24 protein-coding genes and 1 riboswitch are annotated in these 26,104 nt (G+C 55.9%); of the genes, 23 read left to right on the top strand and 1 reads right to left on the bottom strand.

The features are described 5' to 3' along the window. Nucleotides 1-201 precede the first annotated feature (201 nt). The 8 genes from HBA49_RS09925 to HBA49_RS09890 all read left to right on the top strand — a co-directional run bounded on the left by HBA49_RS09925 (nt 202) and on the right by HBA49_RS09890 (nt 9,186). Nucleotides 202-1,494: an ABC transporter permease gene (locus tag HBA49_RS09925; RefSeq protein WP_005519754.1), complete on the top strand. Its 1,293-nt coding sequence runs from the start codon at nt 202-204 to the stop codon at nt 1,492-1,494. An 833-nt stretch (nt 1,495-2,327) separates the two neighbouring features. Next, nucleotides 2,328-2,876, top strand: a complete 549-nt coding sequence (locus HBA49_RS09920; RefSeq protein ID WP_005524738.1) for an OsmC family protein — start codon at nt 2,328-2,330, stop codon at nt 2,874-2,876. 3 nt (nt 2,877-2,879) lie between these two features. Next, entirely contained in the window at nt 2,880-3,935 is a 1,056-nt protein-coding gene (locus HBA49_RS09915) for an acyl-CoA dehydrogenase family protein (RefSeq protein WP_005524216.1), read from the top strand. Further along, a complete protein-coding gene (locus HBA49_RS09910) occupies nt 3,928-4,476 on the top strand; it encodes a flavin reductase family protein (RefSeq protein ID WP_005524518.1) in 549 nt (182 codons plus the stop codon). Before HBA49_RS09915 ends, HBA49_RS09910 begins: the two co-directional genes overlap by 8 nt. 91 nt (nt 4,477-4,567) lie before the next feature. Then, a riboswitch (TPP riboswitch) is annotated at nt 4,568-4,664 on the top strand. A 3-nt stretch (nt 4,665-4,667) separates the two neighbouring features. Next, a complete protein-coding gene (thiM, locus tag HBA49_RS09905) occupies nt 4,668-5,504 on the top strand; it encodes a hydroxyethylthiazole kinase (RefSeq protein ID WP_005523917.1) in 837 nt (278 codons plus the stop codon). A gap of 3 nt (nt 5,505-5,507) precedes the next feature. Continuing rightward, nucleotides 5,508-7,700 carry a bifunctional hydroxymethylpyrimidine kinase/phosphomethylpyrimidine kinase gene (locus HBA49_RS09900; RefSeq protein WP_005524324.1) on the top strand — a complete coding sequence of 731 codons (2,193 nt, stop codon included), beginning with the start codon at nt 5,508-5,510 and terminating at the stop codon, nt 7,698-7,700. Between the two features lie 83 nt (nt 7,701-7,783). Next, entirely contained in the window at nt 7,784-8,335 is a 552-nt protein-coding gene (locus HBA49_RS09895) for a hypothetical protein (protein ID WP_225866054.1), read from the top strand. Nucleotides 8,336-8,343: 8 nt separating this feature from the next. Further along, nucleotides 8,344-9,186: a CPBP family glutamic-type intramembrane protease gene (locus HBA49_RS09890; protein ID WP_005524015.1), complete on the top strand. Its 843-nt coding sequence runs from the start codon at nt 8,344-8,346 to the stop codon at nt 9,184-9,186. Nucleotides 9,187-9,388: 202 nt separating this feature from the next. Here HBA49_RS09890 and HBA49_RS09885 read toward each other — a convergent pair whose 3' ends face one another. Then, entirely contained in the window at nt 9,389-9,649 is a 261-nt protein-coding gene (locus HBA49_RS09885) for a hypothetical protein (protein ID WP_225866053.1), read from the bottom strand. Between the two features lie 241 nt (nt 9,650-9,890). On the opposite strand from HBA49_RS09885, the gene rpsH reads away from it, so the two are divergent. The 15 genes from rpsH to map all read left to right on the top strand — a co-directional run bounded on the left by rpsH (nt 9,891) and on the right by map (nt 26,005). Beyond that, nucleotides 9,891-10,289 (top strand): 30S ribosomal protein S8, encoded by a 399-nt coding sequence (gene rpsH, locus HBA49_RS09880; protein WP_005524540.1) that lies wholly within the window; start codon nt 9,891-9,893, stop codon nt 10,287-10,289. A 15-nt stretch (nt 10,290-10,304) separates the two neighbouring features. Further along, nucleotides 10,305-10,841, top strand: coding sequence for a 50S ribosomal protein L6 (rplF, locus tag HBA49_RS09875; protein ID WP_005519769.1), 537 nt, complete (start codon nt 10,305-10,307; stop codon nt 10,839-10,841). Nucleotides 10,842-10,843: 2 nt separating this feature from the next. Next, complete coding sequence (gene rplR / locus HBA49_RS09870) at nt 10,844-11,245, top strand: 50S ribosomal protein L18 (RefSeq protein WP_005519771.1); 402 nt, start codon at nt 10,844-10,846, stop codon at nt 11,243-11,245. A gap of 37 nt (nt 11,246-11,282) precedes the next feature. Next, nucleotides 11,283-11,906 carry a 30S ribosomal protein S5 gene (gene rpsE, locus HBA49_RS09865; protein ID WP_005519772.1) on the top strand — a complete coding sequence of 208 codons (624 nt, stop codon included), beginning with the start codon at nt 11,283-11,285 and terminating at the stop codon, nt 11,904-11,906. Between the two features lie 2 nt (nt 11,907-11,908). Continuing rightward, nucleotides 11,909-12,094, top strand: coding sequence for a 50S ribosomal protein L30 (rpmD, locus tag HBA49_RS09860; protein WP_005519774.1), 186 nt, complete (start codon nt 11,909-11,911; stop codon nt 12,092-12,094). Nucleotides 12,095-12,097: 3 nt separating this feature from the next. Then, the gene (gene rplO, locus HBA49_RS09855; RefSeq protein ID WP_005519776.1) at nt 12,098-12,553 is read left to right on the top strand and encodes a 50S ribosomal protein L15; all 456 of its coding nucleotides are present in this window, start codon (nt 12,098-12,100) and stop codon (nt 12,551-12,553) included. Nucleotides 12,554-13,800: 1,247 nt separating this feature from the next. Next, nucleotides 13,801-15,330: a tetratricopeptide repeat protein gene (locus HBA49_RS09850; RefSeq protein WP_040431334.1), complete on the top strand. Its 1,530-nt coding sequence runs from the start codon at nt 13,801-13,803 to the stop codon at nt 15,328-15,330. Between the two features lie 44 nt (nt 15,331-15,374). Then, on the top strand, nt 15,375-16,907 hold the full coding sequence (locus tag HBA49_RS09845) for a tetratricopeptide repeat protein (protein ID WP_005524343.1): 1,533 nt from the start codon (nt 15,375-15,377) through the stop codon (nt 16,905-16,907). Between the two features lie 4 nt (nt 16,908-16,911). After that, nucleotides 16,912-17,826, top strand: a complete 915-nt coding sequence (locus tag HBA49_RS09840) for a tetratricopeptide repeat protein (protein ID WP_005524429.1) — start codon at nt 16,912-16,914, stop codon at nt 17,824-17,826. A gap of 474 nt (nt 17,827-18,300) precedes the next feature. Beyond that, on the top strand, nt 18,301-19,842 hold the full coding sequence (locus tag HBA49_RS09835) for a tetratricopeptide repeat protein (protein WP_040431337.1): 1,542 nt from the start codon (nt 18,301-18,303) through the stop codon (nt 19,840-19,842). 94 nt (nt 19,843-19,936) lie between these two features. Continuing rightward, on the top strand, nt 19,937-21,322 hold the full coding sequence (locus HBA49_RS09830) for a tetratricopeptide repeat protein (RefSeq protein WP_005524294.1): 1,386 nt from the start codon (nt 19,937-19,939) through the stop codon (nt 21,320-21,322). A gap of 1,202 nt (nt 21,323-22,524) precedes the next feature. Continuing rightward, nucleotides 22,525-23,847 (top strand): preprotein translocase subunit SecY, encoded by a 1,323-nt coding sequence (gene secY / locus HBA49_RS09825; RefSeq protein ID WP_005519791.1) that lies wholly within the window; start codon nt 22,525-22,527, stop codon nt 23,845-23,847. A gap of 1 nt (nt 23,848) precedes the next feature. Next, nucleotides 23,849-24,394 carry an adenylate kinase gene (locus HBA49_RS09820; RefSeq protein ID WP_005524391.1) on the top strand — a complete coding sequence of 182 codons (546 nt, stop codon included), beginning with the start codon at nt 23,849-23,851 and terminating at the stop codon, nt 24,392-24,394. A 158-nt stretch (nt 24,395-24,552) separates the two neighbouring features. Then, nucleotides 24,553-25,167 (top strand): transposase, encoded by a 615-nt coding sequence (locus HBA49_RS09815; protein WP_005524599.1) that lies wholly within the window; start codon nt 24,553-24,555, stop codon nt 25,165-25,167. A 22-nt stretch (nt 25,168-25,189) separates the two neighbouring features. Beyond that, nucleotides 25,190-26,005: a type I methionyl aminopeptidase gene (map, locus tag HBA49_RS09810; RefSeq protein WP_005524026.1), complete on the top strand. Its 816-nt coding sequence runs from the start codon at nt 25,190-25,192 to the stop codon at nt 26,003-26,005. The last annotated feature ends 99 nt before the right edge of the window (nt 26,006-26,104 follow it).

Raw genomic sequence — 26,104 nt, 5'->3', positions numbered from 1 at the left:
AAGCCGAAGGTGCCGGCAAAACCAAAGGTGAAGAAGGCGAAATCGAAGTCGCAGCGGCATTCTACCACCGCCCAGGGGCAGAGTGGGGAAGCCTGGCGCGGCGTTACCACCGGCACTGGTACGGGTGCTACCTGGCCTAGGTTTGGTCAGTCGGGTGGGTCCGCTTCCGATTCCAAGGCCACCCCGGGAGGTGACGACTAAGTGAGTATTTTTGAATCCCTCACCCTGGCGCTGTCGAACCTTCGCACCAATAAGATGCGGTCCGCCCTTACTCTCCTGGGTGTGATTATCGGTATCGCCTCCGTCATCACCATCCTTACCATTGGTGATGGTTTGCGTGAAGACACCCTATCCAGCCTCAACAACGATGGTGGTGTCGAAATAGTCGCCGAAGCCCGGCCCATCCCTACGGAGGAAGAATTACAGCAGGCCGGTGGCGAAGAATATTACTACTATTCCGGCCGTCTCGACGACCCCTCCTACGAAATCACCAGCGATGACATTGATCGGATCAAAGACCTCCTGGGCGACAAACTAGCCGGGGTGTCCATTGGTGGAAATTCCTCCTACAGTGGTGACCTCATTTATGATAGTAAAACCATCAACGGCTCCACCTTCTTCGTCAACCCCTACTACTTCGTCCAAAATAACTCCCAAATCGAAGTGGGGCATGGCCTCACCCAAGACGACATCGACAATAACAAACCTGTCGCGGTGCTCAACAATAAACTTGCCAAACAAATATTCGGTGACAATATCCAAGCCGCCCTCGGCAAAGAAATAACCTTCGAATCTGACGACGGCCTCAGCGACTTCACTGTTGTGGGCGTGCTCAAAGAACCCAAGAAAGGCTTATTGAATGGGCGTGGGCCGGAATCCAGTAGCATGTACGTGCCCTACACCCTGGAATCCCGGCTCAGCGACCGGGCAGGTACCTGGCAGTCAGTCACATTCCGTACCACCCCGGCGGCCGCAGGAGATTTGCAACAAATCAAGACAACCATTGCAGACTATTTCAAACCACGGTTTGAGGGGAACCCCGAATACGAAATGAAGGTTCGGGATTACACCAAAGAATTAGAAAATGTCAACAATGTCCTTGGTGGCATCAGCGCCGCTATTGCTGGCATTGGTGCTATCTCCCTCATGGTTGGCGGCATTGGTGTCATGAACATTATGCTCATCACCGTGACCGAACGCACCCGCGAAATTGGCATTCGTAAAGCCCTCGGCGCCACCCGCAAAGACATTCGCAGACAATTCGTCATTGAAGCAATGGTGGTGTGCCTCATCGGTGGCTTTATCGGCATGGCCATCGGTGCCGTCCTCGGGCCACTGGTATGCCAACTCATGTTCCAAACCATGACCATGCCGCCCATCATGGGTATGATCGGATCCCTTATGTTCTGCCTCGTCATCGGCTTGTTCTTCGGCTGGTACCCCGCCGGCCGTGCCGGCAAACTCGACCCTATCGAGGCACTACGATACGAATAATCTCCGAGCTTTTCGACGACCGGCTCCGTGTGGTTGTCGAAAAGCCTTCAGATATTTCCCAGCAGTGCGACATCTGTAATCATCGTGTGCGAACCATACAACTTGGTGATATCGGACAGCGCAACATGCGCAGTAACACTGGTGATGGTGCGCACTGGGGTAGGGGCTAACTCTGTGAGCCAGCCGGCGGTGATAGCCAACTGCCAAAGCGATAGGAAGATTGCTAATAGCAAGGCTTAGATAATTATGGACCGAATGTGTGTTTGCTTCCCTGGGGTCGAGGCGGTCGTGGTTGCTGCGGTTGCGGTGCATGTTAGCGAGAATAACGGCCTGTCCACCCGGCATATTTGCGCAGCGATACGGTGATGTTTTGGTCGGCGAAATAACCCTGGGCGTCGGCAAGTATCAACGGCGCCGCGCGGGCGATGGCGGCCGCTGGTTCGCGGGGTTGTGACGCTGAGCGTGCAGGAAGCGAGGGGTGGCGCGGTAGCCAACGCTAACACTTGTTGATGGTTCACGTGGTGAGAGCATAATAGGTTTCCTGCGGCACCTCTCTTAGTCTTCATTGGTAGACTGATCGGTCTTAAAACTGGTATTTAACTCTAATTCATAGTGATCTATCCTGTCTACTTTTCATGATCTCTGAGGGCGAATGGAAAAGTCTAAAAATTAATATCGCAGGTGGTAGGGACCGATTTATTTACGGTTATCTGATTGTAAAAACCCATGAACCTATCGAATAAGGGCGCACTAAGTAGTATGCAAACCTGGAAATTATGTGTTAGTGTCGGTTCCTAATTCGATCAACGATGACACATTGAAGGAGTCTTACCATGAGTGACCTCACCCCCAACCACAACCCAGGCGAACCCCTCCAGCCCATCGACAAGGAGGGGCTTGCCAAGCTTGCGCAGAAGAACATCGACAACCCCGAGGGGGGCCGGAAGACCGTGCGCACCCACACCGAGGCCGACGGGCAATTCCGTAATTACACCAAGGTGCGTGGGTTGGATCCAGTGCTTGTGTCTGAGCCCCCGGCGCTGCTAGGTGACGACTCCGCACCCAACCCCACCGAGGTTGCTCAAGCCGCACTCGCAGCCTGCATCTCCGTAGGCATTCAGGCCATTGCCACCCACCGTGGCGTTACCCTTACCGCAATCGAAATTGATATCGAAGGTGACATTGATATTTCTCCCACCTGGGGTGTTGGCGACCTTTCCGACGACAAGCGTCCCGGAGTTTCCGACGTTCGCGTCAAGGTGAAGCTTGAAGGCGACGCCGACCGTGACACCCTCGACCAAATTCACCGCGATGCCATCAAGTGGTCACCCGTGGTTAATACCTACACTCGTCCCGCTCGCCTCACCTCCGAATTGGTATAACCTATGACCGCTATCATCGAACAAGCTACCGCACCCCTCGTCGTTGACCCCAGCATTCTCGAAACTGTGAGTGAGAAAGCGAAGGTAGTTGACGCAGGGACCGAAGACGCACGTTACATTCTGCCGGTCCTCGCCGAAGTCGGCCTGCTCGATACGGATCTGCTCACCGCGGCTCGAACTGTTCGGGAAATCTCCCGCCGCGACCTGTCGGTTGGGTTCACTATTTGGGCCCACCTCATGACCCAAACCTATCTGGCCAATGCCAACAAGCCGGCGGCGTCGGCAGTGGAACAGTCGCTGCGTTCCGGTGCCCGCCCCGGCATCACCGGCATGGCTGCCGCGTTCAAGGAATTCGCCGGTTGCGGTGAGATCGAACTGGCCGCTACTCCGGTTGAAGGCGGATACCGGGTGACCGGCAAATTGAACTGGGCATCAAACCTGTATGATGATGCCGTGCTGGTGACCGCGGTACGCACTGATGATGGTGAACGACTGCTCATCTTTGTAGAGAGCGGCGTTGAGGGGCTTACGTTTGGGAAACCGTTTGGTCTATTGGGTTTGAACGCCACCGCCTCCGCCTGGGTTTCATTAGAAAATGTGTTCGTGTCAGAGTCGCAGGTTCTCACCCACGATTTTGATGCGTTCATCCTCCAGGTGCGGCCCACGTTTGTGGTCCTACAAATCGCGGAATGCATTGGGGTTGCCGAGGCTTCGATCGTTGCTGCTAGTGAACGATTGTTTGGGGTGAATGCGACCTTCGCCGATGAGGTTCAGGATATTGCTGCGAAAGTTTCTGACATTATTGCGCGGCAGGAAAACATTATTACCCGTGTTGGTAATTCGGATATTAGCCCCGTGGAGTTATTGGAATTACGGTTAGAGGCCGCCGAGGTTGCGGTTGCCGCCGCTAATGTGGAGGTGCGGGTCGCGGGCGGGGCTGGCTATGCCAAGAGCTCGCCGGCGTCACGTCGATTCCGGGAGGCAGCGTTTATCCCGGTGCAATCACCTTCGGAAGCACAGCTGCGGTGGGAGCTGGAGCGAGCGAGGGCCCATGCTTAGCACTATGAAAATGGTGGATAGTACATACTATCGACAAACCGTGGGAAATTATCCCTCAGGCGTGACCGTAGTGACCGCCCGTGACACCGAAACTGGGGCGGATCTTGGGCTCACCGTGAGTGCTTTCACCTCACTGTCGCTGGAACCACCAATGGTGCTGCTCAGCATCGACGCTAGGTCCAAATCCCACCCCCACCTCATGGTGGGCGCACCCATCGGGGTGTCTGTGTTGGCCGAGGACCAGTTGCACCTGGCGGTACAGTTCGCCCGCCACGGTCTGGACCGGTTTGCCGGCGTGAACATTGTGCGACGTAGCTCCCATCGTGACAATTCCACAAGCATTGATAGCCGGGATGATGTGGGGGTGCCACTGATCGGCGGCGCGGCAGCCTGGTTCCTCGGTACTGTCACCGACCGCTATGTTGGTGGCGACCATGTTATCCTCACTGTCACCGTGGATGATTGTGGTTGGGAGGAAGAAACCCGGCCGTTGATCTACCAGCGTGGCAAGCTCCACCACTGGCCTGACGAACTCGGCTGAAACCAGTCGGGCCGGGGCGCCAACACTGCACACGGGGCTAGCTGGGTCAGCCCAAACTGACAGGTGGTGGCGTCGAATTATGCTACATTGGGAAATCGACATGGGGTGCGCTCCTTGGAGCGCTGAGAACACACCCATTGAACCTGCTCTAGCTCATACTAGCGAAGGAATTGTCGAGGTCTTTCACATTCATGCCGAATCACGCCACTAAAACTGCGCTTATCGCCGCCATTGACACCATGCGGAACACTCGTCCGCTCGTGCAATGCCTCACCAATAATGTGGTTACCCAAGTCACCGCAAACGTGTTACTCGCGGCCGGTGCCACCCCCGCAATGTGCGACACCCCGGAAGAATCCGCAGCCTTTGCCAGTGTCGCATCCGGGGTGCTCATCAACCCGGGAACCCCCTCCGCGGAACAATACGCCGGCATGCGGCAGGCCATCCTCGGCGCCAACAGCGTTGGCACCCCTTGGGTGCTCGACCCGGTTGCCGCAGGAGCCTTGCCGCATCGCACCGCTTTCTCCCGGGAAATCTTGGCGTACCGGCCCGCCGCAATCCGTGGTAATGCCTCGGAAATCGCCGCCTTGGCCGGGGTCGGGGCCGGTGGCCGTGGTGTAGATGCCACCGATGAAGTAGAAGCGACCATCCCCGCCGCCCGTGATCTAGCGGCGCAAACCGGGGGAGTGGTGGCCATTTCCGGGGCCCAGGACGTTATTGTCAGCACTCGCCGGGTGACCCGATTGGTTTCTGGACACCCCATGATGCAACTAGTCATTGGCACCGGTTGTTCCCTGGGTGCCCTGGTCGCAGCTTACCTTGGCGCCCACCGCACTGCAGTGGCCAGCCGGGACGCATTCGACCTGCATGATGCGGTAGTGGCGGCCCACGCCCATAGTGGTGCCGCTGGTATGGTTGCCGCTCAACGGGCATCCGCCCCCGGATCTTTCGCTGTCGCCTGGATTGATGCGCTCTACCAGCTTACCTCTGAACGCATCGCTGAGCTTGTCACAATCGAGGAGGAGTAAGACATGCGCGAACCAATTTGGGACCTTTACCTCGTCACCGATCCCGGATCCGACCCGGACGCTGTGCCCGCCATCGTCACCCAGGCTATTACCGGTGGCGTGACTGTGGTGCAGCTGCGAGACAAACACGCCACCAAGCCTCAGATCCGCCAGCGGGCCCAAGCGCTCAAAGACGCAATACAGGCGGTGACGGCTGTTTCGAATGCTGACCCGAGCACGATCCCGCTTTTCATTAACGATCATGTGGATATCGCCGCCGAACTGGGCCTCCACGCCCACATTGGTCAGGGAGACCTGTCCTATGTTGCGGCTCGACGGCAGCTACCGGCGGAATTGATGTTGGGGCTCAGCATCGAAACCGCCGACCAGCTGGAACACGTGGTAGAAACCTGTCGCGCATCCGGGGTGCGGCTTCCCGACGTGGTCGGTATTGGGCCGGTGCGTGCCACCGAGACAAAACCCGACCATGCGACGCCCCTGGGGGTGGCTGGGGTGCAACGGATCGCCCGAATGGCGGCAGCCCATGGGATGAAGAGCGTGGCCATTGGTGGCGTCGACAAGCATATTGCGGCCGAATTACAGCAGGTAGACGGCGTGTGCGTTGTGTCGGCAATCATGTCGTCCCCTGACCCCGCGGCGGCTGCCGGTGAGCTTCGGGCGGCCTTTGCTATGCGACGCCCATCGGTGCCGCGAGTACTCTCCATAGCCGGAACCGACCCCACCGGTGGCGCTGGTGCGCAAGCAGACCTGAAATCTATTGCTGCTGCCGGGGGCTATGGCATGAATGCTATTACCGCACTGGTGGCGCAAAATACGCATGGGGTGCGGTCGATTCATACCCCACCGCTTTCATTCCTGCGGGAACAACTCGATGCTGTGGTCTCGGACGTGACCATTGACGCCGTGAAAATCGGCATGCTTGGCAGTGCAGACATTGTGGCGTGCGTGCGGCAATGGTTGGCGGAACACCCCATGCCTCTGGTCGTGCTCGACCCGGTGATGGTCGCTACCAGCGGTGATCGGCTTCTCGACCCTGATGCGGAACAAGCCGTGATCGAATTCGCTCATCATGTGGACATTGTGACCCCCAACGTGCCGGAACTCGCGGTACTCCTCAGCGCCCCGGAACCCGCACGCACGTTCGAGGAAGCCCTGTCCCAGGCGGCAGAATTTGCCCAGAAATCGAATACCATTGTGATTGCCAAGGGTGGGCACCTTGACGGGAAGCTCGCCAATAACGCCGTGGTGTATCCCGATGGGCGCATCACCACCATCACCACACCCCGAATCGACACCACTAACACCCATGGCACTGGCTGTTCTCTATCCTCCGCACTGGCCACCCGACTAGCCGCCGGCGACACCATCACCGAAGCAATCGAATGGGTGAGCTATTGGCTTGCCGATTCTATCCGCGCCGGGGCGGCCCTGGAGGTGGGAACACCTGGTGGGCACGGTCCCATAGATCATTTCCACCAAGTGCGGCGGCAGGCGGCGTGCGCCAGTACAAAACCTTGGAAATTCACTGGTGAAGTGAGGTATCGACCAACCATTCCGGCGGCGGGTCCATATACCCAGTCCCTGTGGGATTCCATGGGGGAGGTGTGGTCACAGATCATGGGGCTACCATTTATTATGGGATTGCGGGATGGCAGTCTTTCCAAACGGGAGTTCGATTTCTATTTGAACCAGGATGCCCACTATTTGGCGAACTATTCCCGAGCTTTGGCGGTGTTGGCGGCCAAGGCGGGTGAGCCGCAGTACCAGGTGGAGTGGGCGGAGAGCGCCCGGGATTGTCTAGTGGTGGAGGCGCAATTGCATCACGAGTGGTTGGGTGGCATCAGTGGCGACACCAGCCCCGTGACCTTGGGGTATACGAACTTCCTTACCGCCACCGCCTATGGTGACGATTACGTGGTTGGGGCTGCCGCGGTCTTGCCCTGCTATTGGATCTATGCCGAGGTGGGGGCGTGCTTAGCAGCCAGTAATCACCCAGATCACCCCTACCATGAATGGTTGAAAACCTATGGTGACCAGTCGTTTGTCACGACCACCGAGGCGGCACTACGCCGGGTAGAGCATGCCTTAGTCCAGGCCACCGGTGTGCAGCGGGCGGCGGCTACGGCAGCATTCCAAGTGGCGTGCGCGTATGAGCGCGAATTCTTCGACCAGGCGAGCCGAAGTGAGATCCGGTAACCTCCGAATGCGTCGCAAATACACCTCCTAAAACGTGGGTAGTTGCCACGCCACCCCAGTTTATTGCAACTATGATGGGGCTGATGATGGGCCAGCGGAAGATTATCTACGTAGTTTTGTCTCTGCTTATCATTTCGTTCGCGCTGATTGGCGCAACCATTTACCATTTTCGGGTAGAAAAGCCCCGAATCGCCTCGATTAACAGTGCGATGACGGGGTATCAGAAGGTGGTTGACGCCGAATGGAATAATTCGGATTGCGCGATAGTAAATTGTTCACAATCTAGTAAGGGGATTCCGGGGGTTCCGATAGACCGGGAATTATTGACCGCTGCGGAACGGTTCAACCTTGAGATACGAGACAGTATGGCAACAGTTCTACCCATCACCCAGGCCCGGAGTGACATAGCTATTTATAACGTGAAGGGAAAAATCGACGGCACCGTCACAGCCATCATCTATGTGACCACCACCAAGCACTACCAGGGCGATGACAAACCCAGCAGTGAAACAATCCCCCACAAGGTGACATTACTGCCCACCAAAGATGCGCGGGACGGTTACGTGGTGATGGCCGATGAGCCCCTGGACCAGGTGAAAGAGCACCTTCCCGATCTCGTACTCCCCAATGATTGAGGTGAAACATGACAGATACGAAACGCACGGTCGGCAACCTCATTCTCTTCGGCGGCGCGGTTTTCCTCAGCGGATGGGTTGGGCTCCTCACCGACCGGCTCACTGGCCAACCCGCTCCCACCAGCCTGAACGACTACCTCACCGGCGGCGAACTACCGCGACTCGTCCTGCCGCTCCTCACCGTGGTGGCGTTACGTGCCGTCACCGGGGGTTGGCAGGATGCCGGCTTCGCCCCAAACCTTCGCGGCGCCGGCGCAACATACCTGTTGCTCATCCTCGCCTGCCCCACGGCCCTGGCGGTCGCGCTTATCATTGGCTTCCTGGCCAATGCCATCAGCTTTTCGACGCTTCACGCCACCTTCTACCTGGAGGTTGTGGCACGAAACCTCCCGTGGCTGCTGGTCACCAGCCTGGTAGGAGAAACCCTATGGCGTGGCTATCTCGCCAATCAACTCCTGAAACTACGCCTCCGGTCGTGGCAGATCTACCTCATTGTCGCCGGCGTGTGGTGGGTGTGGTGGCTGCCCTTCTGGGGCATCATGGTGATCAATAACAGCCACATTGCCGAGTTCAATGTCACCGGGGCCACCATGGCGGTGGCAACCATCCCCATGTTTCTGTGCTGGACTGTGTTTTACACCGAGGCGTTTCGGGCCACCAGGTCGATCTGGCCTGGGGTCATCACCCAAGTTTTCATGAATGCCGTGATCCTGCGGCAATTCGCGGCGGAGATCGCCTCACCCAATCTGATCGTTCTGGGATTACTGCCGGCAGCATTCCTGTGCGTGATCGGATTGCTGGTGGGTCGGGCCACAACAACCGCAGCTCAGCACAACCCCTACGTCGGGTAGAACAGGTGCTGAGCTGGAGTTCGGTTTTTAGTCCCCGCCGCAGCTACCCGATAAAACCACAACTCCAGCTCAGAACATTTCCTACTAGAATCGGAACATCTGCCGCAGTTGTGGCGGGAACGCGAAAGTGGTCGCAGCGATACCGCCGACCACAGCGATGGTGGGCATGACAGTGGTGAGGAGCGGATCCTTTTACGATTCATCAAAAATTCCTGGCTTCGCTCGACTTTGGCTCTGGCGTCTTCACCGAATCATTCGTGCCAAACACTTCGTTGTACGTCTCTCCCGGTAGTATGGGCGTCGATAAGCGTCTGTACCCGGCTTTGGCCTTCGTCAATCGTTTCGTTGCAGCAGTCTTCAGCTTCATCTCGTCCCCGGAAGATGCTGGCAGGTTTTGCTTGTTCTGCGGGGCAAACAAGTGCACCAACTCGTAATATTCATTATCATCAGTCGAAAAGCTCATTTGCCTAATAGCACATTTTTCGGTAACGTGTCCCGCTGGACTATTTTTCACGTCCATATACCTAAAACTACTTTGTTGTAGGCCCCTCGCCTTGTGCGACCGTATAACTGTGGCAGCGAGCGCCCCACGCTATTGAGCATGGGAAGCGAAAAGTGGCCGGAAAATATGCGGTAACGCTATGCGGATTACGCAACGGGTCAAGAGGAACCGCAACGAGAAAGGCATAACAGGTCACGTTACTATGACCATGACTGATCCAATTGCGGACATGTTGTCGCGCGTGCGTAACGCAAATCACGCACACCACGACTCCGTGTCCATGCCTTCCTCCAAACTCAAGGTGAATATCGCCAAGATTTTAAAGAGCGAAGGCTACATTGCTGATTACACTGTCGACGACGCCAAGGTGGGCAAAACCTTGACGCTCGAACTTAAGTACAGTCCCACCCGGGAGCGCGCCATTTCTGGTCTGCGACGCGTATCCAAGCCGGGCCTGCGGGTGTACGCAAAATCCAATAACCTGCCAAGGGTGCTCGGTGGTCTGGGTGTGGCAATCATCTCCACGTCCCAGGGTCTACTGACCGACCGTCAGGCTTATGCGAAAGGTGTAGGCGGAGAAGTTCTCGCCTACGTCTGGTAAGGGAGGCGCGCAGAAATGTCACGTATTGGTAAGACACCTATCGCCATCCCCGCCAATGTCGACGTCAAAATCGACGGCCAATTTGTCGAGGTGAAAGGCCCCAAAGGTACCCTGAGCCACACCGTTGCCGAACCTATTAAAGTTGCTATCGAGGACAACCAGATTCTGGTGACCCGTCCCGATGACAACCGGAAAAACCGGTCCTTGCATGGTTTGTCTCGCTCGCTCATTAACAACCTAGTTGTGGGCGTGACCGAAGGCTACACCATCAAGATGGAAATCTTCGGTGTCGGTTATCGTGTGGCCGCCAAGGGTAAGAATCTGGAATTCTCCCTGGGCTACTCCCACCCGGTGCTCATCGAGCCCCCGGAGGGGATTACTTTCGCCGTGGACGGCAACACCAAGCTGTCAGTCTCCGGTATCGACAAGCAAAAAGTCGGACAGATCGCCGCCATTATCCGCAAGCTGCGTAAGGACGATCCTTATAAAGGCAAGGGTATTCGTTACGAAGGCGAGCAGATCCGTCGCAAGGTCGGAAAGACGGGTAAGTAAACATGAGCAACAACAACAACGAGAAGCGGTTGCCGGTCGGCAAAGATATCTCTGCTCGTCGCCGCGAGGCTCGGGTGCGCCGTCACGTCCGCGTTCGCAAGACCCTGCGCGGCACCCCCGAAGCACCTCGGCTGGCTGTGTTCCGTTCTGCTCGGCACATGCATGTGCAGGTGATCGACGATACCGCTGGTCACACCCTTGCCGCCGCATCTTCCGTGGAGAAGGTTGTGGCAGCAGTAGAAGGCGACAAGAAAGCCAAAGCAGCCAAGGTTGGTCAGCTCATCGCTGAACGCGCTAAGGCAGCCGGCATTGAAAAAGTCGTATTCGACCGCGGTGGCTACAAATACCATGGCCGGGTTGCCGCTCTGGCCGACGCAGCTCGTGAAGGTGGTCTGAAATTCTAATGGCTACCGCAATTAACAACAACGGAAGGAACGCCTAATGTCCGGACGTGAACGGCGTGACGGCGGACGCTCCGCCGACGACAATAAAAACGAGCGCCGCGGTGGTGGCCGCCGCGACGATCGTCGTAATCAGCAACAAGACGAACGCTCCCAATACATTGAGCGCGTGGTGACTATTAACCGCGTGTCCAAGGTGGTCAAGGGTGGTCGCCGCTTCAGCTTCACCGCCCTCGTCATTGTTGGCGACGGCAAAGGTATGGTGGGTGTGGGCTACGGCAAAGCCAAAGAAGTCCCCGCCGCAATCCAAAAGGGTGCCGAAGAAGCACGCAAAAACTTCTTCCGCGTCCCGATGGTTGGTGGCACCATCACCCACCCGGTCCAGGGTGAAGCCGCAGCCGGCATCGTGATGCTCCGCCCGGCTGCCCCCGGTACTGGTGTCATCGCTGGTGGCGCTGCCCGCCCAGTGCTGGAATGCGCTGGTATTCAAGACATTCTGTCCAAGTCCCTCGGTTCTGACAACGCCATCAACGTGGTGCATGCCACCGTTGCCGGCCTGAAGCAACTGGTTCGCCCCGAAGAAGTTGCAGCCCGTCGTGGCAAGAGCTTGGAAGAAGTCGCCCCCGCTCGGATGCTGCGGCAACGCGCAGGACAGGAGGCTTAACCATGGCCCTGAAGATCACCCAGAAAAAAGGACTGGTTGGTGCTAACCCTAAACAACGCAAAAACATGCAGTCGTTAGGGCTTCGCCGCATCAATCACTCTGTTGTACGCCAGGACACCCCCATTGTGCGCGGCATGATTCAGGTTGTGCGCCACCTGGTGGTAGTCGAAGAAGTGGCAGGGGAATAACCAATGAGCGATGTGATTAAACTTCACGATCTGCGCCCAGCAAAGGGTGCGAATAAGGCCAAGACTCGTGTGGGTCGTGGTGAGGGTTCCAAGGGTAAAACCGCTGGTCGCGGTACCAAGGGTACCAAGGCTCGGAAGCAAGTTTCGGCAGCTTTCGAAGGTGGCCAAATGCCCATCCACATGCGGCTGCCGAAGCTCAAGGGCTTCAAGAGCCGCAACAAGGTGATTTACCAAGTGGTCAACGTTGGCGACCTTGGTGAAGCCTTCCCAGCTGGTGGCGACATCACCGTCGCCGATATCGTGGCCAAGGGCCTGGTTCGTAAGAACCAGCCGGTCAAGGTGTTGGGCGAAGGCGAATTGAGCGTCAAGCTCAACGTCACCGCCGACAAATTCTCCAAGTCGGCACAGGAGAAGATCGAGGCCGCCGGTGGTTCAGTAACCGCCGTAACCGCCAAGTAGGCTTTCGTCTGCCCTGATCTTGATTCATTGCCGCCCTCATCATTATTGGTGAGGGCGGTTTTGTGCTGCATGCGTCCTCAAGCCTGGTAAGATCCGCCGGAACCCCAGGCAGAAGTGGCTGCATATTTTCTAAGCTGGAGTTCCGGCGTGGCGGCTTTTCTCCCTGGGGCAGCCCGGCGGTTCTGGACAGCGCCCAGTAGGCACAAGGGTGCCGAAGCCGGTTTGCATGAGTGTGAGGTATCCATCCGTTGGCTAGCACCCCAGTGTGAACTCCAGCTTAGAACAAGTGCAGTAGGGTGGTGCGGCGGTATGCCAGGTGTGTATTCGGGGATTATGCCTTCTTAAGGCGTGCCATTCGGCCGACTTCATGTCCTGTTGAGCTTGACTTTCTCGATTCAGTACCCTCTTGAGGGGCCGGTAAAATACGGAACTCCAGCTCAGAACGTGTGCTACCCCTTGTCCTGCCGTGGCTGCATGTCTTCTAAACTCGATTTCCGTGGCGTAGACAAGGCATTTGGTCAGGAAAGAGTGCGATATTGGGGGATCCTACAGCGGAAAATCAGGCTTAGTGAATGTACTGAGCTGGGGTTCGTGGATTTTCCGGGTTCTTGAGCGTGCCTGGGCGACCGAACTCCAGCTCAGCACATATGCAGCAATGGGCGTGGGACGTGGTTGGAATGATTGTGGCTGAGTGAGTGTCCGCTGCAACGAGCACCAAGGGCAAAGCGGCGTGAGCTTGCCCCTGCGAACCCCAGCTTAGAACAAGTGCTGAGCTGGGCTAGCCAACCTCGACCCATCCTGGTTGGTCCCAGGAAACCTGAATGCTCATTTGGGCAATTCTAAGTTCGGGCCCGCATCTGGATAATCACCGCATGCCCGAGTCTCACAGATCCATTGTGGGCGGGGGCGGCGCGGGTGTAGATGGAACACGAATAGGGACACGATCATGAGTGTGATTGTTGGGAGACTGCGGTGAAACAACGGCAAAACTCGGATTGGTAGCATCTCAGACATTAATGCGGATATGGAGAGGTTATAACGCCGTCTGCTGCAGGAAGACGCAGGCCACCGGCGGTTGGTGCAAGTCGGGCCGGGGTCGCACAACGACTCAAACAGGGTTACGCCAAGGCGAGATCAGACAAAGAAAGATCACATGATCTACGCCACTACATCATGTGAAATAATAAACCACCAAAACCTCGGCAAGGTTCAGAATAGGTTAACTAGTGATTCTGTACAGTAAGCCTATGACTAAAATCCGTAACTCCCGTACCACTGGTATCAAAAAAACCTTTGATGAGCTTCGCGCCCGGTTAGGGGAGGAGCACGTCGACACCAGGGAAGTGTGGCTGACCTACATCGATGCGCTCATACGTGATGGTGACACCGAACACGCACTCACCGAATTGGCCCTGCTCATATCGGTCAGCGAACGCATGCTTGGCGACAACCACATATTTGTGGCCGGCCTCATCAGCAAATATGCCCACTACCTCATGCAAAGGGGCAAATATCAAGATGCTTACACCAAATTCCATCATGCGGCGCAACTCACATATCACCACTACGGGCCCACCAGTGAGGAATGGCTCTATCTCCGCGGAAAAACCGCCGAATGCATAACATACCTGGGAAAATACGAAGAAGCCGGTCAGATATTTTCCGAACTCCTCACCACCCGTCGACGCCTCTACGGAAATGACCATCCAGGCATATTAGGAACCTGGATAAACTACCTGGTTTGTTTAGAGAAACAGCGCGATTATCCCAAAGCGCTCGCCGAAGCCGAATTATTGCTCCCATTCTGCACCAAACTCTTAGGCAACCACCATAATTCCACCCTCTATGTGCGTAGTAAATATGCCGCAATCCTAAGGGGGATCGGGCAACCCAACCTGGCATTGATAGAAATCCACCGCCTCCTCATAGCCAGGCGTGACGACTTAGGCCCGGACCACATAGACACGCTCAATACCCGCGGCCACCACGCCGCCTGCCTCAGCGAACTCGGTCGCAGCAACGAAGCCTACGCTGAAATGACCAGACTTCTTGCCGACTACCGGCGAATTCTCGGGCCAGAACACCCAGAAACCCTCACCGTGTGGCATAACTATATAGCCAGCCTCGCCAATGCCGGCTACACCAACGAAGCAGTGTCAGAAGCCCACACCCTCCTCATCGCCCGTCGGCGTCTCCTAGGTGCCGACCACGTTGAAACCCGCCAAACCTGGCGCAATTACGCCATCATGCTGGCCGATGCCGGCCGTTTTCACGAAGCCGCTGCCGAACTCGCCCAACTCACGGAAATATCGACGAACCAAAAAGGCGAATTCCACCCCGACACCGTGGATCTTCGCAGCCGGTATGCCCACTGCCTACTCGGAAGCGACCAAATCTTTGACGCATACACGGAATTTCAGCGTGCCAGGGAAGGCGCCCGCCGACTCCATGGCGAAAACGATGATCGAACCTTCTACCTGCGCATACGATGCACCGACTGCCTCATGGACATAGGCGATTATGAAAAAGCCCTCTGCGAATGGGAACACCTACTCCACGATTCCCGCCAGGCGCGCGGCGAAGATCACCCCGAAACACTCAAACTCTGGAACGACTACGCATGGGCACTATTTGCAAGCGAAAAAATTGCCGAAGCCCATTTGGAATATGAGTTTCTCATCCCCGAATGTGTGCGAATCCTGGGGGAGCACGACCCGCAGACCGTGGCCTACCAGGAGCTATCCCAAAAAGTGGCGGAGTATTTCTGCCAGGGGTAGCGTCGAAAAGCAACACTAGACAACCGGGGTTGTACAGTTAAAGAATGATTGCAACAAGCACCCAGCTGAAAACCCATTTGGTGGAGCTTCAAGAGCGGTCGGGCATGCACCACCCGGACACCTATAGGGCCTGGAACGAGTACATTGATGCGCTCGTGGCGGAGAACCAACTGGATGCGGCGGCGGCGGAATTCAGTGCGCTGCTGACTGTGCAGGAGCAAAGCTATGGGAAGAAAAGCAGCGAAACCATCCCACTCCGCCGCAAATTTGCCAACTTCCTGTATCAGGCGGGTGACGTGCGGGACGCCGGCACACAATTCGCGGTCCTCCAGGAAGTAGCGGCACACAACCTCGGGCCGGAACACCTCGAAACCCTCCACGCACAAGAACAAGTAGCACAATGCCTCAACCGGCTCGGCAATGTTGAAGGTGCCACCCAAATATTTTCCCGAGTGTATACCTCCCGCCGCCACGTGCAAGGCAAAGATCACCCCGACACCCTGACAAGTTGGGCACACTACACGGTATCCTTAGGCAAAACCGGGAAACACAAAGAAGCCCTGGCGGAATGCGAAAAACTCCTCCCTAGATTCACCGCCGTATGGGGCGAAACCGACGAACGCACCGTCATCATGCACGCCAAACGCGCCGCCGCCCTCCACGCACTCCAACGCTACGACGAAGCGATCGAAGAATACGAACAAACAATCGAATCCTATGTGCGGGTTTTCGGTCCCGCCGACCCCTCCACCTTTAAAATCCGCAACCAATACGCCATCTGCCTCAGCAACGCCCACCACGCCGACGCCGCAGTCGCCCACACCGCCGCATTACTCGACGACTCCCGGAAAGTCTTCGGGCCCCACCACCCCAAAACACTCCGATACTGGAACAGCTACGCGGCCGGACTCGCCAACCAAAACGAGCTCGAAGAATCCCTCATGGAATTCCACGACCTCCTCGCCACCCGACTCGAACTCTTTGGCGAAAACCACCCCGACACCCTTCACACCATACTGGGATACGCCAAAATCCTCGACGGCGCCAACCGGCACGAAGACGCCGCCGAATTCTACCGCGCCCTCATCGACCTTGTTATCAAAGACCGCGGCGAAAACCACCCCGACGTGATCCGGCTCCGCACCATCTACGCCCGCAGCCTCCTCGCCGCTGGTAACTATGAGAAGGCCAGCACCGAATTCGACCTAGCCCGCCGCGCCGCCCGAGACGTGTTTGGAGAAACCCACAAGCGACATTTCGTCATTTGGTCCCAATACGCGACCACCCTGGTGTGTCTCGACCGATACGAGGAGGCACTGACCGAATTCGAGGGGCTCCTAGCGGTGTCCCGACAAATCAATGGTGACGACAGCCTAGAGACCATCGAACTCCGCTACGACTACATGCGCACTCTCTTCGCCCTGGGCTGGGTAGACGACGCCTGGTCCGAATACGACGCATTGGTGCAGGACTGCACCCGCATCTACGGGGAAGATCACTCAACAACCCGGCATGTCCAAGAGTTTGGGGCGCAGTTTGCCGGCGAGATCGCAGAACCCAAGAACCCTGTAGAGTGAAAACATGGATGAGACCCCGAACACAACCCCGCACGAACCTTCCCGCGAAAACCCCCACGAGCACGAGGCCCCCAAAGCTGAAACCCCTAAAGGTGAGCCCCCCAAAGCCAAGCCTCACAAAACCGAGGACCCTAAAACCGAGAACGCCGAAACCACCGCGGAGGAACCGACGCCGCTATCCCGGCTGGAACACATGCGGCAATCCTTAGGGGCGGAACATCCTGATACCCTCGCAGCATGGCGAGACTACACCACCTCGCTCATGGCCGATAAGAAATACGCGGAGGCCCGACCCCAACTCGGGAAACTCGTAGCAGCATGCGAAAAAGTGTTCGGTGACAAGGATCCCGTGACGGTGAATAATCGCGCCGACTGGGCCAGGTGCTTTGCGGAAACCACACTGTACGAGCCGGCGCTAGAACAGTACACCGCGGTGGCGGTGCGTCGGGAAGAACTGCTAGGAAAGCAGGACCCGGCAACGTTGGACGCCCGGTATTCGGTAGTGGAATGCCTGCTTGCCCTGCAGCGGGACGCGGACGCCACGGAACTTCTGGGGCCGGTGGTGGCGGACTGTCGCGCCGGGTTGGGGGACACGGACGAGCGGACCCTATTGGCGTGGGGGAAATGGGTGCAGCTGTTGGAAGACCAGGGCCGGTACGAGGAGGCGCTACGCCAGTATAAGGAGCTGTCCACGCATCGGCAGGCAGCGGCCGGCACGAGCGGGGGCCATGGGAGTGGAAGCGTGGGGGAGCGGGTTGACGAGCTGATCGCGGAGACACAGCGGGTGTGCGGCCCGTATGTGGCGCGGACTCGGCGGACGCTAGAAGAAGCGGACGACCGGTATCAGGTGAGCAAGAAGCTGCGGACTTTTGGGTCGTTGATGCAGGATAAATGGCGTTCGCGCCGCCAGGGCGAGTAGTCGCCATCGCTTGTCGACGCCCGCATGGTGGGGTTGGGCCTGGTAGGGAGGGATTTTGCTAGCAGAGGCGAAACGGTGGCGATTCGGGATCCGCTGCATGAATTGATTGATTTTAGCAACCAATGAAATGCTTTTGCTAGTGAAGTGAGGAATCTCTACAGTGAGAATGCGCACAGCTGGGAGAGGCTCTGCCTATATGTCGAGAGTTTTAGCGGGGTTATAGTCAGCTGGCAGTGTGGTGACGGTGATAATAATGGCGTCGTGTGGGGTTGATTGGCAGAATTGGTGATAATGGGGGTGAGGATAGCAAGATCACAGTAGGGATATTTTCGAAACCTATTTATGGTATTGAGCTGCTCTTATTGCGGATTGTTTGGCGGGGAATGGTTGTCTTCAGGTGGGCGTAACTGAAAAACAGAACCATGATTGGGTCAGCTAATAAGAGCCAATAGGGCGAGTGTGTACAGTGAGGTTATGGGACGAAATGCGGAAGATATCACCCAGGAGCTGAAGCAGAGATTTACCCAGATCTGGCGGCTTAATGGTGCGTATGATCCCGAAACTCTCGCGGCCCTGACCTATTACGTTGCGGTGTTATTGGAATACCGTAACGAGCTTAAGCCCTCGGCGTTGCCGGCAGCCGCCACCAGCATCGCCGATTTGGTTGCTGAACTTCGCCATGACTATGGCGAATATCACCCGGCTACCTGTGCTGCCCGAACAAAAAACGCCGAAATTCTTCAGGCCATGGGCCAATATGAGGAGGCTCGTACCTTATTCCGTAAAAGCGCAGATGGATTCGAACAAGCATACGGAAAAGCGAATGTGTCGGTTTTGGATTTGCGGAATAAGGCTGCCGATTGTCTTGCCAAGCTTGGCCGATTTTCCGAGGCGCTCCCGGAATTTATGGATGTGCTTGAACAGCAGCGTCATATTCTTGGCCCCCATGATCCCGACACGCTCCTTACTTGGACCGAGGTGATGATTTGCCTTGATGAGGTGGGTCGTGTCACTCAGGCACTGGCCGAGGCTGAACAGCTTCTTGCGGTTCGCGTGCAGGTCTCTGGCGAAAATCACCCAGATACCCTGTTGATTCGCTATAAGTATGCGGGGCAACTTCGTGCCATGGGGCGGCCCGGCGAGGCCCTGATCGAGTATCAGGCGGTGTTGGACGGCCGCCGGAAGACTCTGGGGGAGTATCATCCGCGTACCTTTGTCGCCTGGGGTGCGGTGGGGACCTGCCTCATGGATGTGGGGAGGCTCGACGCGGCCATTGATGAGTTTGGTCGTGCGCTTCAGGCGGCCCAAAAATCCCTCGGAATCCACCACAATCAAACACTCATTCTATGGAATGATTGGATTGGGTGTCTGCTCCGCAACCATGATTTTTACCGGGGCATCTCGGAGCTGAAAAAGCTCCTTGCCGTTCGGAAAAAGGTAAATGGTCTCGATAGTCCCCAAACGTTAGAAACCTGGTACGCCTACGCCTATTACCTTTACGCTACTAAACAATTCCCCGAGGCTGCCCGGGAATTGCCAGATATCCTCGCTCGATTCGAACAACTCTATGGGACTTTGGATGAGGAAACCACAACGGTGCGATTGACCTACGCCCAAACCCTTTATGCCACTCGCCACTTGGTCGGCGCCTGTGATGAATACCATAGGGTGATTGCCGCGTATCAGCAGCAATCCCATCAGAACCCCATGAAATTTCTCGTTGCCCGCAGCGAATATTCCCGCTGCCTGCTAGAACTTGGTCGCTTTGAAGAAACCCTCACCGAACTTTCCACCATTGTGGAACAGGCCCGGCAGGTTTATGGTGATGATGATGAAGAAACATTCAAGGCCTGGAATAACTATGCATGGGGCCTTTATAAGGCGGGTATGATTTCCGAGGCCCAGTTCGAATATGAGTGTCTCCTGGATGCTACCGTCCAAAAATTGGGGCCGACGCATCCCATTATCTTAGGCATTCACGAAACATTATCAGATATAGCTACACAGCTTGGGTAAGGCGTCGATAAGTAAACCAGGTTTGAGCAGGCATAATAGGTTTTTTTCACTTCCAACAACGCTAGTTTGCGTTCTCCATTGTACAGTAAGGGCTATGAGCACCGAAAACCTAAAGCAGCAATTAGAATACTCCCAACAAACTTTAGGGCCAGAACACCCACAGACCCTTGCGGTGTGGGATTCCTATATCGAAAGTTTGATCGCCTCATACTGCATAGACGAGGCGATCGAGGAGCTCAGCAACCTCGTCGCCGTTTATGAACAAACACGGGGCAAATATCACCTGGAAACCAGCGTCGTGCGCAGCAAATATGCCTATTTTCTCCGCCAGGCACAGGACATGGATCAGGCTTATGAGGAGTACGCCATAGTGGCGGAAGGTTTTCGGTATGTCAATGGGGAGCTGCACCCCGACACGCTATTTGTCCGGCAACAATTTGTCGAATGTGCTCTCGAATTGGGTGAATACGAAGAAGCGCTTCCCCTGCTGCAATCCCTGCTCAACGATTGCCGCTATGTTTTCGGGCCCACCAATCCTGCTACCATCACCACGTGGAAGAATTATGTGACCTGCCTTTCCGAGCTAGAGCGGGATGAACAGGCCTTGGCCGAGGGGCGAGAGCTGCTCCCTACCTGCCTGAACGTTTTGGGCCCCGACCATCGGGATACCGTGTATCTCCAGGGCATGTATGCCACCCTGCTTCGTAACTGCGGCCACCTTGCCGAGGCCGCCGAACAGTTCGGTTATGCCCTCGCGGGCCGCCGTCACCTTTACGGCCCCGAGCATCCCCGCACCCTCAACGTCTGGACCCAATACGCCAGCACCCTTGCCGAGGCCGGGCAGTTCAAACAGGCACTCCCCGAATTGCGGTCCCTCCTCGATGCTTATCGACGCGCGACCGGCGAGGACAGCCCCGAAACCCTGGAAGCCTGGAACACCTACGCCCTCTACCTTTACGAGGCCAGAGCCTGGTGGGAAGCCCTGGCCCAATACGAAGCGCTTACCCAATTCCATGAAAATAATCAAGGGGAATACGGCCGAGACACCAACATTGCTCGGGGTCGCTATGTGCTCTGTCTTCGTGCAGTCGAACGCTATTTCGATGCTTTTGCCGAGTGCGCCAAGGTGGTTGAAGGCTGCCGGAAAGTGTATGGTGATAAGCATTTTGTCACCCTCCATGCGCGCACCGAATACGCTCATTGCCTCGTTGATCTGCACCGCTACGATGAAGCCCTGGCCGCTTGGGCGGCGCTGCTCGACGACAGTCGGGAGGTGAATGGGCCAGAATCCGAAAAGACGCTTTCCGTGTGGAACCACTATGCCTGGACACTCTTTCATGCAGGTAGGGTCTCCGAAGCTGAAGTTGAATACGAATTTTTGATCGAAGAGACCGTCCGTATCCTGGGCGCAGATCATCCTTTTACTAAAAACTTTCGAGAAGTAGCGCAACGCGTTGCCACCCATCTAGACAAAAAATAGGGTAATTTGTGGCGCGGGGGTCCCCCTGAATGGGCGGATAAGGTAACCCGTAATTATCACGGTCAGCGCAATAATCGGGAGCAGCACAATAAATAACCTCAATTTTCCGGCCACGTAGGCTAGCCATACCACGAATTTATTGCTTAAACTGACCACGGAGGCGCTTCTTACCGTCCGTGCGGAAATTTTGGCTTGCTCCGGCGAGTTGTTCCGCCTGATGGTATGGCGCTGACTACAATATAGCGCGCATACCGCGTGAAAACCTACAAAGCGGGATAGCAACAACAGAAACTGCCATTTCCATTGTCACTATCCCACTTCGTTAAACAGCACCCGTCACTTGTATGAGTAGCAAGGGTCACGGTAGCCCCAGCGAGGCAGGAATCCAACACTGTTGGCTTCTTCTCGGATTCCCGCTAGTTATGACTACCCGAAACCACTAATACAAGTATAAGAGCCGGGTGCTGTTTTTGTATCACCTTTGCGAGGAGAAGGCAACCATTGTCAGGCCAAAAACCTCACCTGATTATCACAATAGATGATTATCATCATCGCTGAAATCTAAAGTCAGATGTAGCCGTTCAAGACACTTGGCATTTTCATGGACTTACCCGATGGAAGCCATATAATTATCCATGACGGAACCAATAATGGGGGAGGCTATGGGGTAATCCAAAAGGCGTAAAGCGTTAACAAGTATAAGTGCTTCTGTTTGATGCAGGGGTGGTAACTAGGGCCTTGTTCTAGAGGGCAAGCGCGGGTGTTGGATAGCGCGGATGCTGATGGTGCTTTGTGGCGCTATTTCGCCGCAGTTGGTTGTGCTCGTAGGCCTGGGTAATCGAGCTGACGTGGGGCAATGCTGGGCATCATTGGGGTTTTGCCTGCGGAGGTTCTTGCAGGCTACTGGATTTGTGGAATCCGCTCCCGTTTGGGTGGAGCATTATGCAACAGATTACCATGGGCATGGGAGCGAAGCGCTGATAAAACCGGAAACTAGGGCATGGTATTGACCTAGGATTAAGGATTTTCTTTTAATATTTTATGGGGGAGTGCTCACATACCTGACTGTGACTTAGTTTGACTCTGATGATAGAGTAGCAAGGTCAGTCAATTCTAAGTCGCCCCACGAAAACCGCGGGGTATCAACCAAACACAAAATTTTCCTGCCAGCCCTATGGCTGCGTGAGGAGCCAGGAGGCTAAGTGTCCGCCATTCTTCAGGCATTTAAGGATGCGGATCTGCGCAAGAAAATACTTATTTCTCTTGCCCTGATCATTTTGTACCGCATCGGTGCCCAGATACCGTCGCCGGGTGTTGATTACGTTTCTATTTCAGCACGTATTCACCAGTTGACATCCGATTCTCAGGGTGTCTACGCCTTAATCAACCTGTTCTCTGGCGGCGCCTTGCTGCAATTGTCCATTTTTGCCATTGGCGTGATGCCCTACATCACTGCCTCTATTATTGTGCAGCTACTTACCGTGGTGATTCCCCGGTTTGAAGAGTTGAAAAAAGAGGGGCAATCCGGCCAGGCCAAAATGGACCAGTACACCCGGTACCTCACATTGGCGTTGGCCCTGCTGCAATCGTCTGGCATTGTGGCCCTCGCCGACCGGGAACAACTCTTAGGTCAGGGCACCCGGGTACTCAAAGAAGGCCGCACCCTCTTTGACCTCATCATCCTCGTGCTCGTTATGTCGGCCGGCGCGGTGCTGGTGATGTGGCTGGGTGAAATCATCACTGAACGGGGCGTGGGCAACGGCATGTCACTGCTCATCTTTGCCGGCATTGCTACCCGCATTCCCGCTGACGGAGCCAATATTCTCCACGGTTCCGGTGGGCTCGTCTTCAGCCTTGTGCTTGCTGCCGTTATCATCCTGGTTGTGGGTGTGGTCTTTGTGGAACAGGGCCAGCGCCGCATTCCCGTACAATACGCCAAGCGCATGGTGGGCCGGCGCCAATACGGCGGCTCCTCCACCTACTTGCCGCTCAAGGTTAATCAGGGTGGTGTGATCCCGGTGATCTTCGCCTCCTCGCTGATCTATATGCCGGTGCTCATCACTCAAATCGTGAACTCCGGTTCCCCCACCCCGCCGGATAACTGGTGGCAGCGTAACGTCATTCAATACTTGCAAACCCCTTCGTCGTGGCAGTACATCGTGCTGTACTTTGTGCTCATCATCTTCTTCTCCTACTTCTACGTGTCGGTGCAATACGATCCGGCCGAGCAGGCTGAGAACATGAAGAAATACGGTGGTTTCATTCCGGGCATTCGTCCCGGTCGGCCCACCGCAGAATACCTGGGCTATGTGATGAACCGACTCCTCTTCGTTGGTGCCCTCTACCTGGGTGTGATTGCTATCCTCCCGAATATTATGCTGGACTTTGGGGTGTCCGCCCGGGCTGGCTCATCCACACCGTTCGGCGGCACTGCAATCCTCATTATGGTTTCGGTTGCCTTGACTACTGTCAAGCAAATCGAATCCCAACTCCTGCAAAGCAACTACGAAGGACTTTTGAAGTAATATGCGACTTGTACTCCTCGGCCCTCCTGGCGCCGGCAAAGGCACCCAGGCTGTCATTCTTTCCGAAAAACTTGGTGTACCCCACATTTCCACCGGCGACCTATTCCGTGCCAATATTGGTGACGGCACCCCCCTGGGGCTTGAAGCGAAAAGCTACATTGATGCTGGCAAACTGGTCCCCACCGATGTGACCGCCCGCATGGTGAAGGAACGCCTGGCCGAGGACGATGCTCGTGACGGTTTCCTCCTCGACGGGTTTCCCCGCACCGTGGAACAGGCCGAAATCCTCGACGGAATCCTCACCGAGGCAGGTGTTGTTCTCGACGGTGTGGTGAACTTCCAGGTTTCCGAGGACGTGGTGGTCGACCGCATGCTGGCTCGTGGCCGCGCTGACGATAACGAAGAAACGATCCGTACCCGGTTGCAGGTGTATCGGAACGAAACCGCACCGCTTATCGAACACTATGCCGATCGGATTATCACAATCCCCGCCGAGGGCACGGTGGAGGAAATTAATGCGGCAACTATGGCTGCATTGGGCAAGTAATTGATAAAAAATTAGCTATAAAATACCAGCACTTATGCAGAAATGTATGTGATGCTGGTTTTTGTTTGTCGATAACATTTCGGTTCTCTTTTCGGCCGCGGTAATTGGTTGGTAATCTAATTGTTGAACGCTAACCAGACGGAAAGGGGATAAGCTCTATGGCAAATAAACATTACGATTGGCGGTTCCGGAAACGTTCAGCACGGATGGTACTTGATACCGGGCGGCCAATCAGCGCAGTCGCCAAAGAAGTAGGCGTCAACCCCATGACTCTCAGCAGATGGGTGAAAATCCAATCCGAACTTGACAGCCGTGATAGCCGGGCCGCCGCCCGGGCCCAAAAAATTAAAGAACGCCGACTCGCCCGCCAACAACGCAACGAAGACCTTGATAAACAATTTCTGGCGGTGATGAAGAAAAACCTGCCCGATCACGCCACTAAGAGCGAAAAATTCGACCTCATGGAACAGGAACGTGGCAACTTTGATCTCAGCCGCATGGCGCGCCTGCTAGGGGTCACCAAGGGCGGATTTTATAAGCACATAGAGGAACCTCGCCGCGAAAATCGACTGAAGCAGCAACGATTAAACGATAAACTTGATCTTTTTGTCTACCAGATTTGGTTAGACTCCAATGAGGTATTCGGGGCCGCCCGAATCGCCGCCCAACTCATGCAGCAATACCATTGGGAAGTAAAAATCAATGAGGTGCGGCGGTCCATGCATCGGCTCGGGATTCGTGGTAAAACCAATTCACCACATATATCAAAATAACGGGTAGAAATACGGGTAAGAAATGGTTTTCCGGAAGCGTCGTAAAATAATTCCTGCTAAAACACCAGGTGAATTGGATGCGATGCAAGCGGCCGGGGAAGTCGTCGGCAAGGCGCTTCAAGCAGTTAAAGCAGCGGCAACAGCTGGGGTGAGCACTCTTGACCTCGATAAGGTAGCCGAAGACGTCATTCGCAGTGCTGGGGCAATTCCCACTTTTCAGGGGTATCAGGGGTTTCCAGCATCAATCTGTGTGTCGATCAACACCGAAATCGTTCACGGCATCCCCAACGATCGCACTCATGTGCGGACAGGTGATCTTGTTTCTATAGACTGTGGGGCCACCCTCGACGGCTGGGTGGGGGATTCCGCGTGGACGTTTGGCATTGGCGGTCAGGAGGCTCTGAAGCCGCCGGCTGCGGCGCTGAATGAGGCCACCGAATGGGTGCTCATGGAAGGCATGAAGGCCATGATCCCAGGAAACCGACTCAGCGATGTTTCGCACGCCTTAGAGCAGGCCACCCGCCAAGCTGAGCAACGATGGGGTATAACACTTGGCATCGTCGATGGTTATGGGGGACACGGAATTGGTCGGACCATGCATGAACAACCGTGGCTGGCAAACGAAGGGCGTCCTGGTCGTGGCCCCCTCATCCAAGACGGATCCGTGCTGGCTATCGAGCCTATGCTTACGCTGGGCAGCGTCGATTCTTTCGTGCTTGACGACGGCTGGACAGTGGTCACTGCCGATGGTTCGCTCGCCGCTCACTGGGAGCACACGGTGGCCGCCACCGCAACGGGACCTCGTATCCTTACACCACGCTATAAAATAACGAAGTAATAACGGTCATATTTGGGTGTAATTGTTGCATTCGTTTTGTGGTGGGCGTCATAGTCGCCCTTTGCCAAATTGTGACTATTGGTCCTGAACTGGGAGGAT

The organism is Corynebacterium matruchotii, assembly GCF_011612265.2.
In the GTDB taxonomy this organism is placed as follows: Bacteria; Actinomycetota; Actinomycetes; order Mycobacteriales; family Mycobacteriaceae; genus Corynebacterium; species Corynebacterium matruchotii.
Note: the sequence above shows the minus strand (reverse complement) of the source record. Positions and strands in the feature narration are given on the sequence as shown.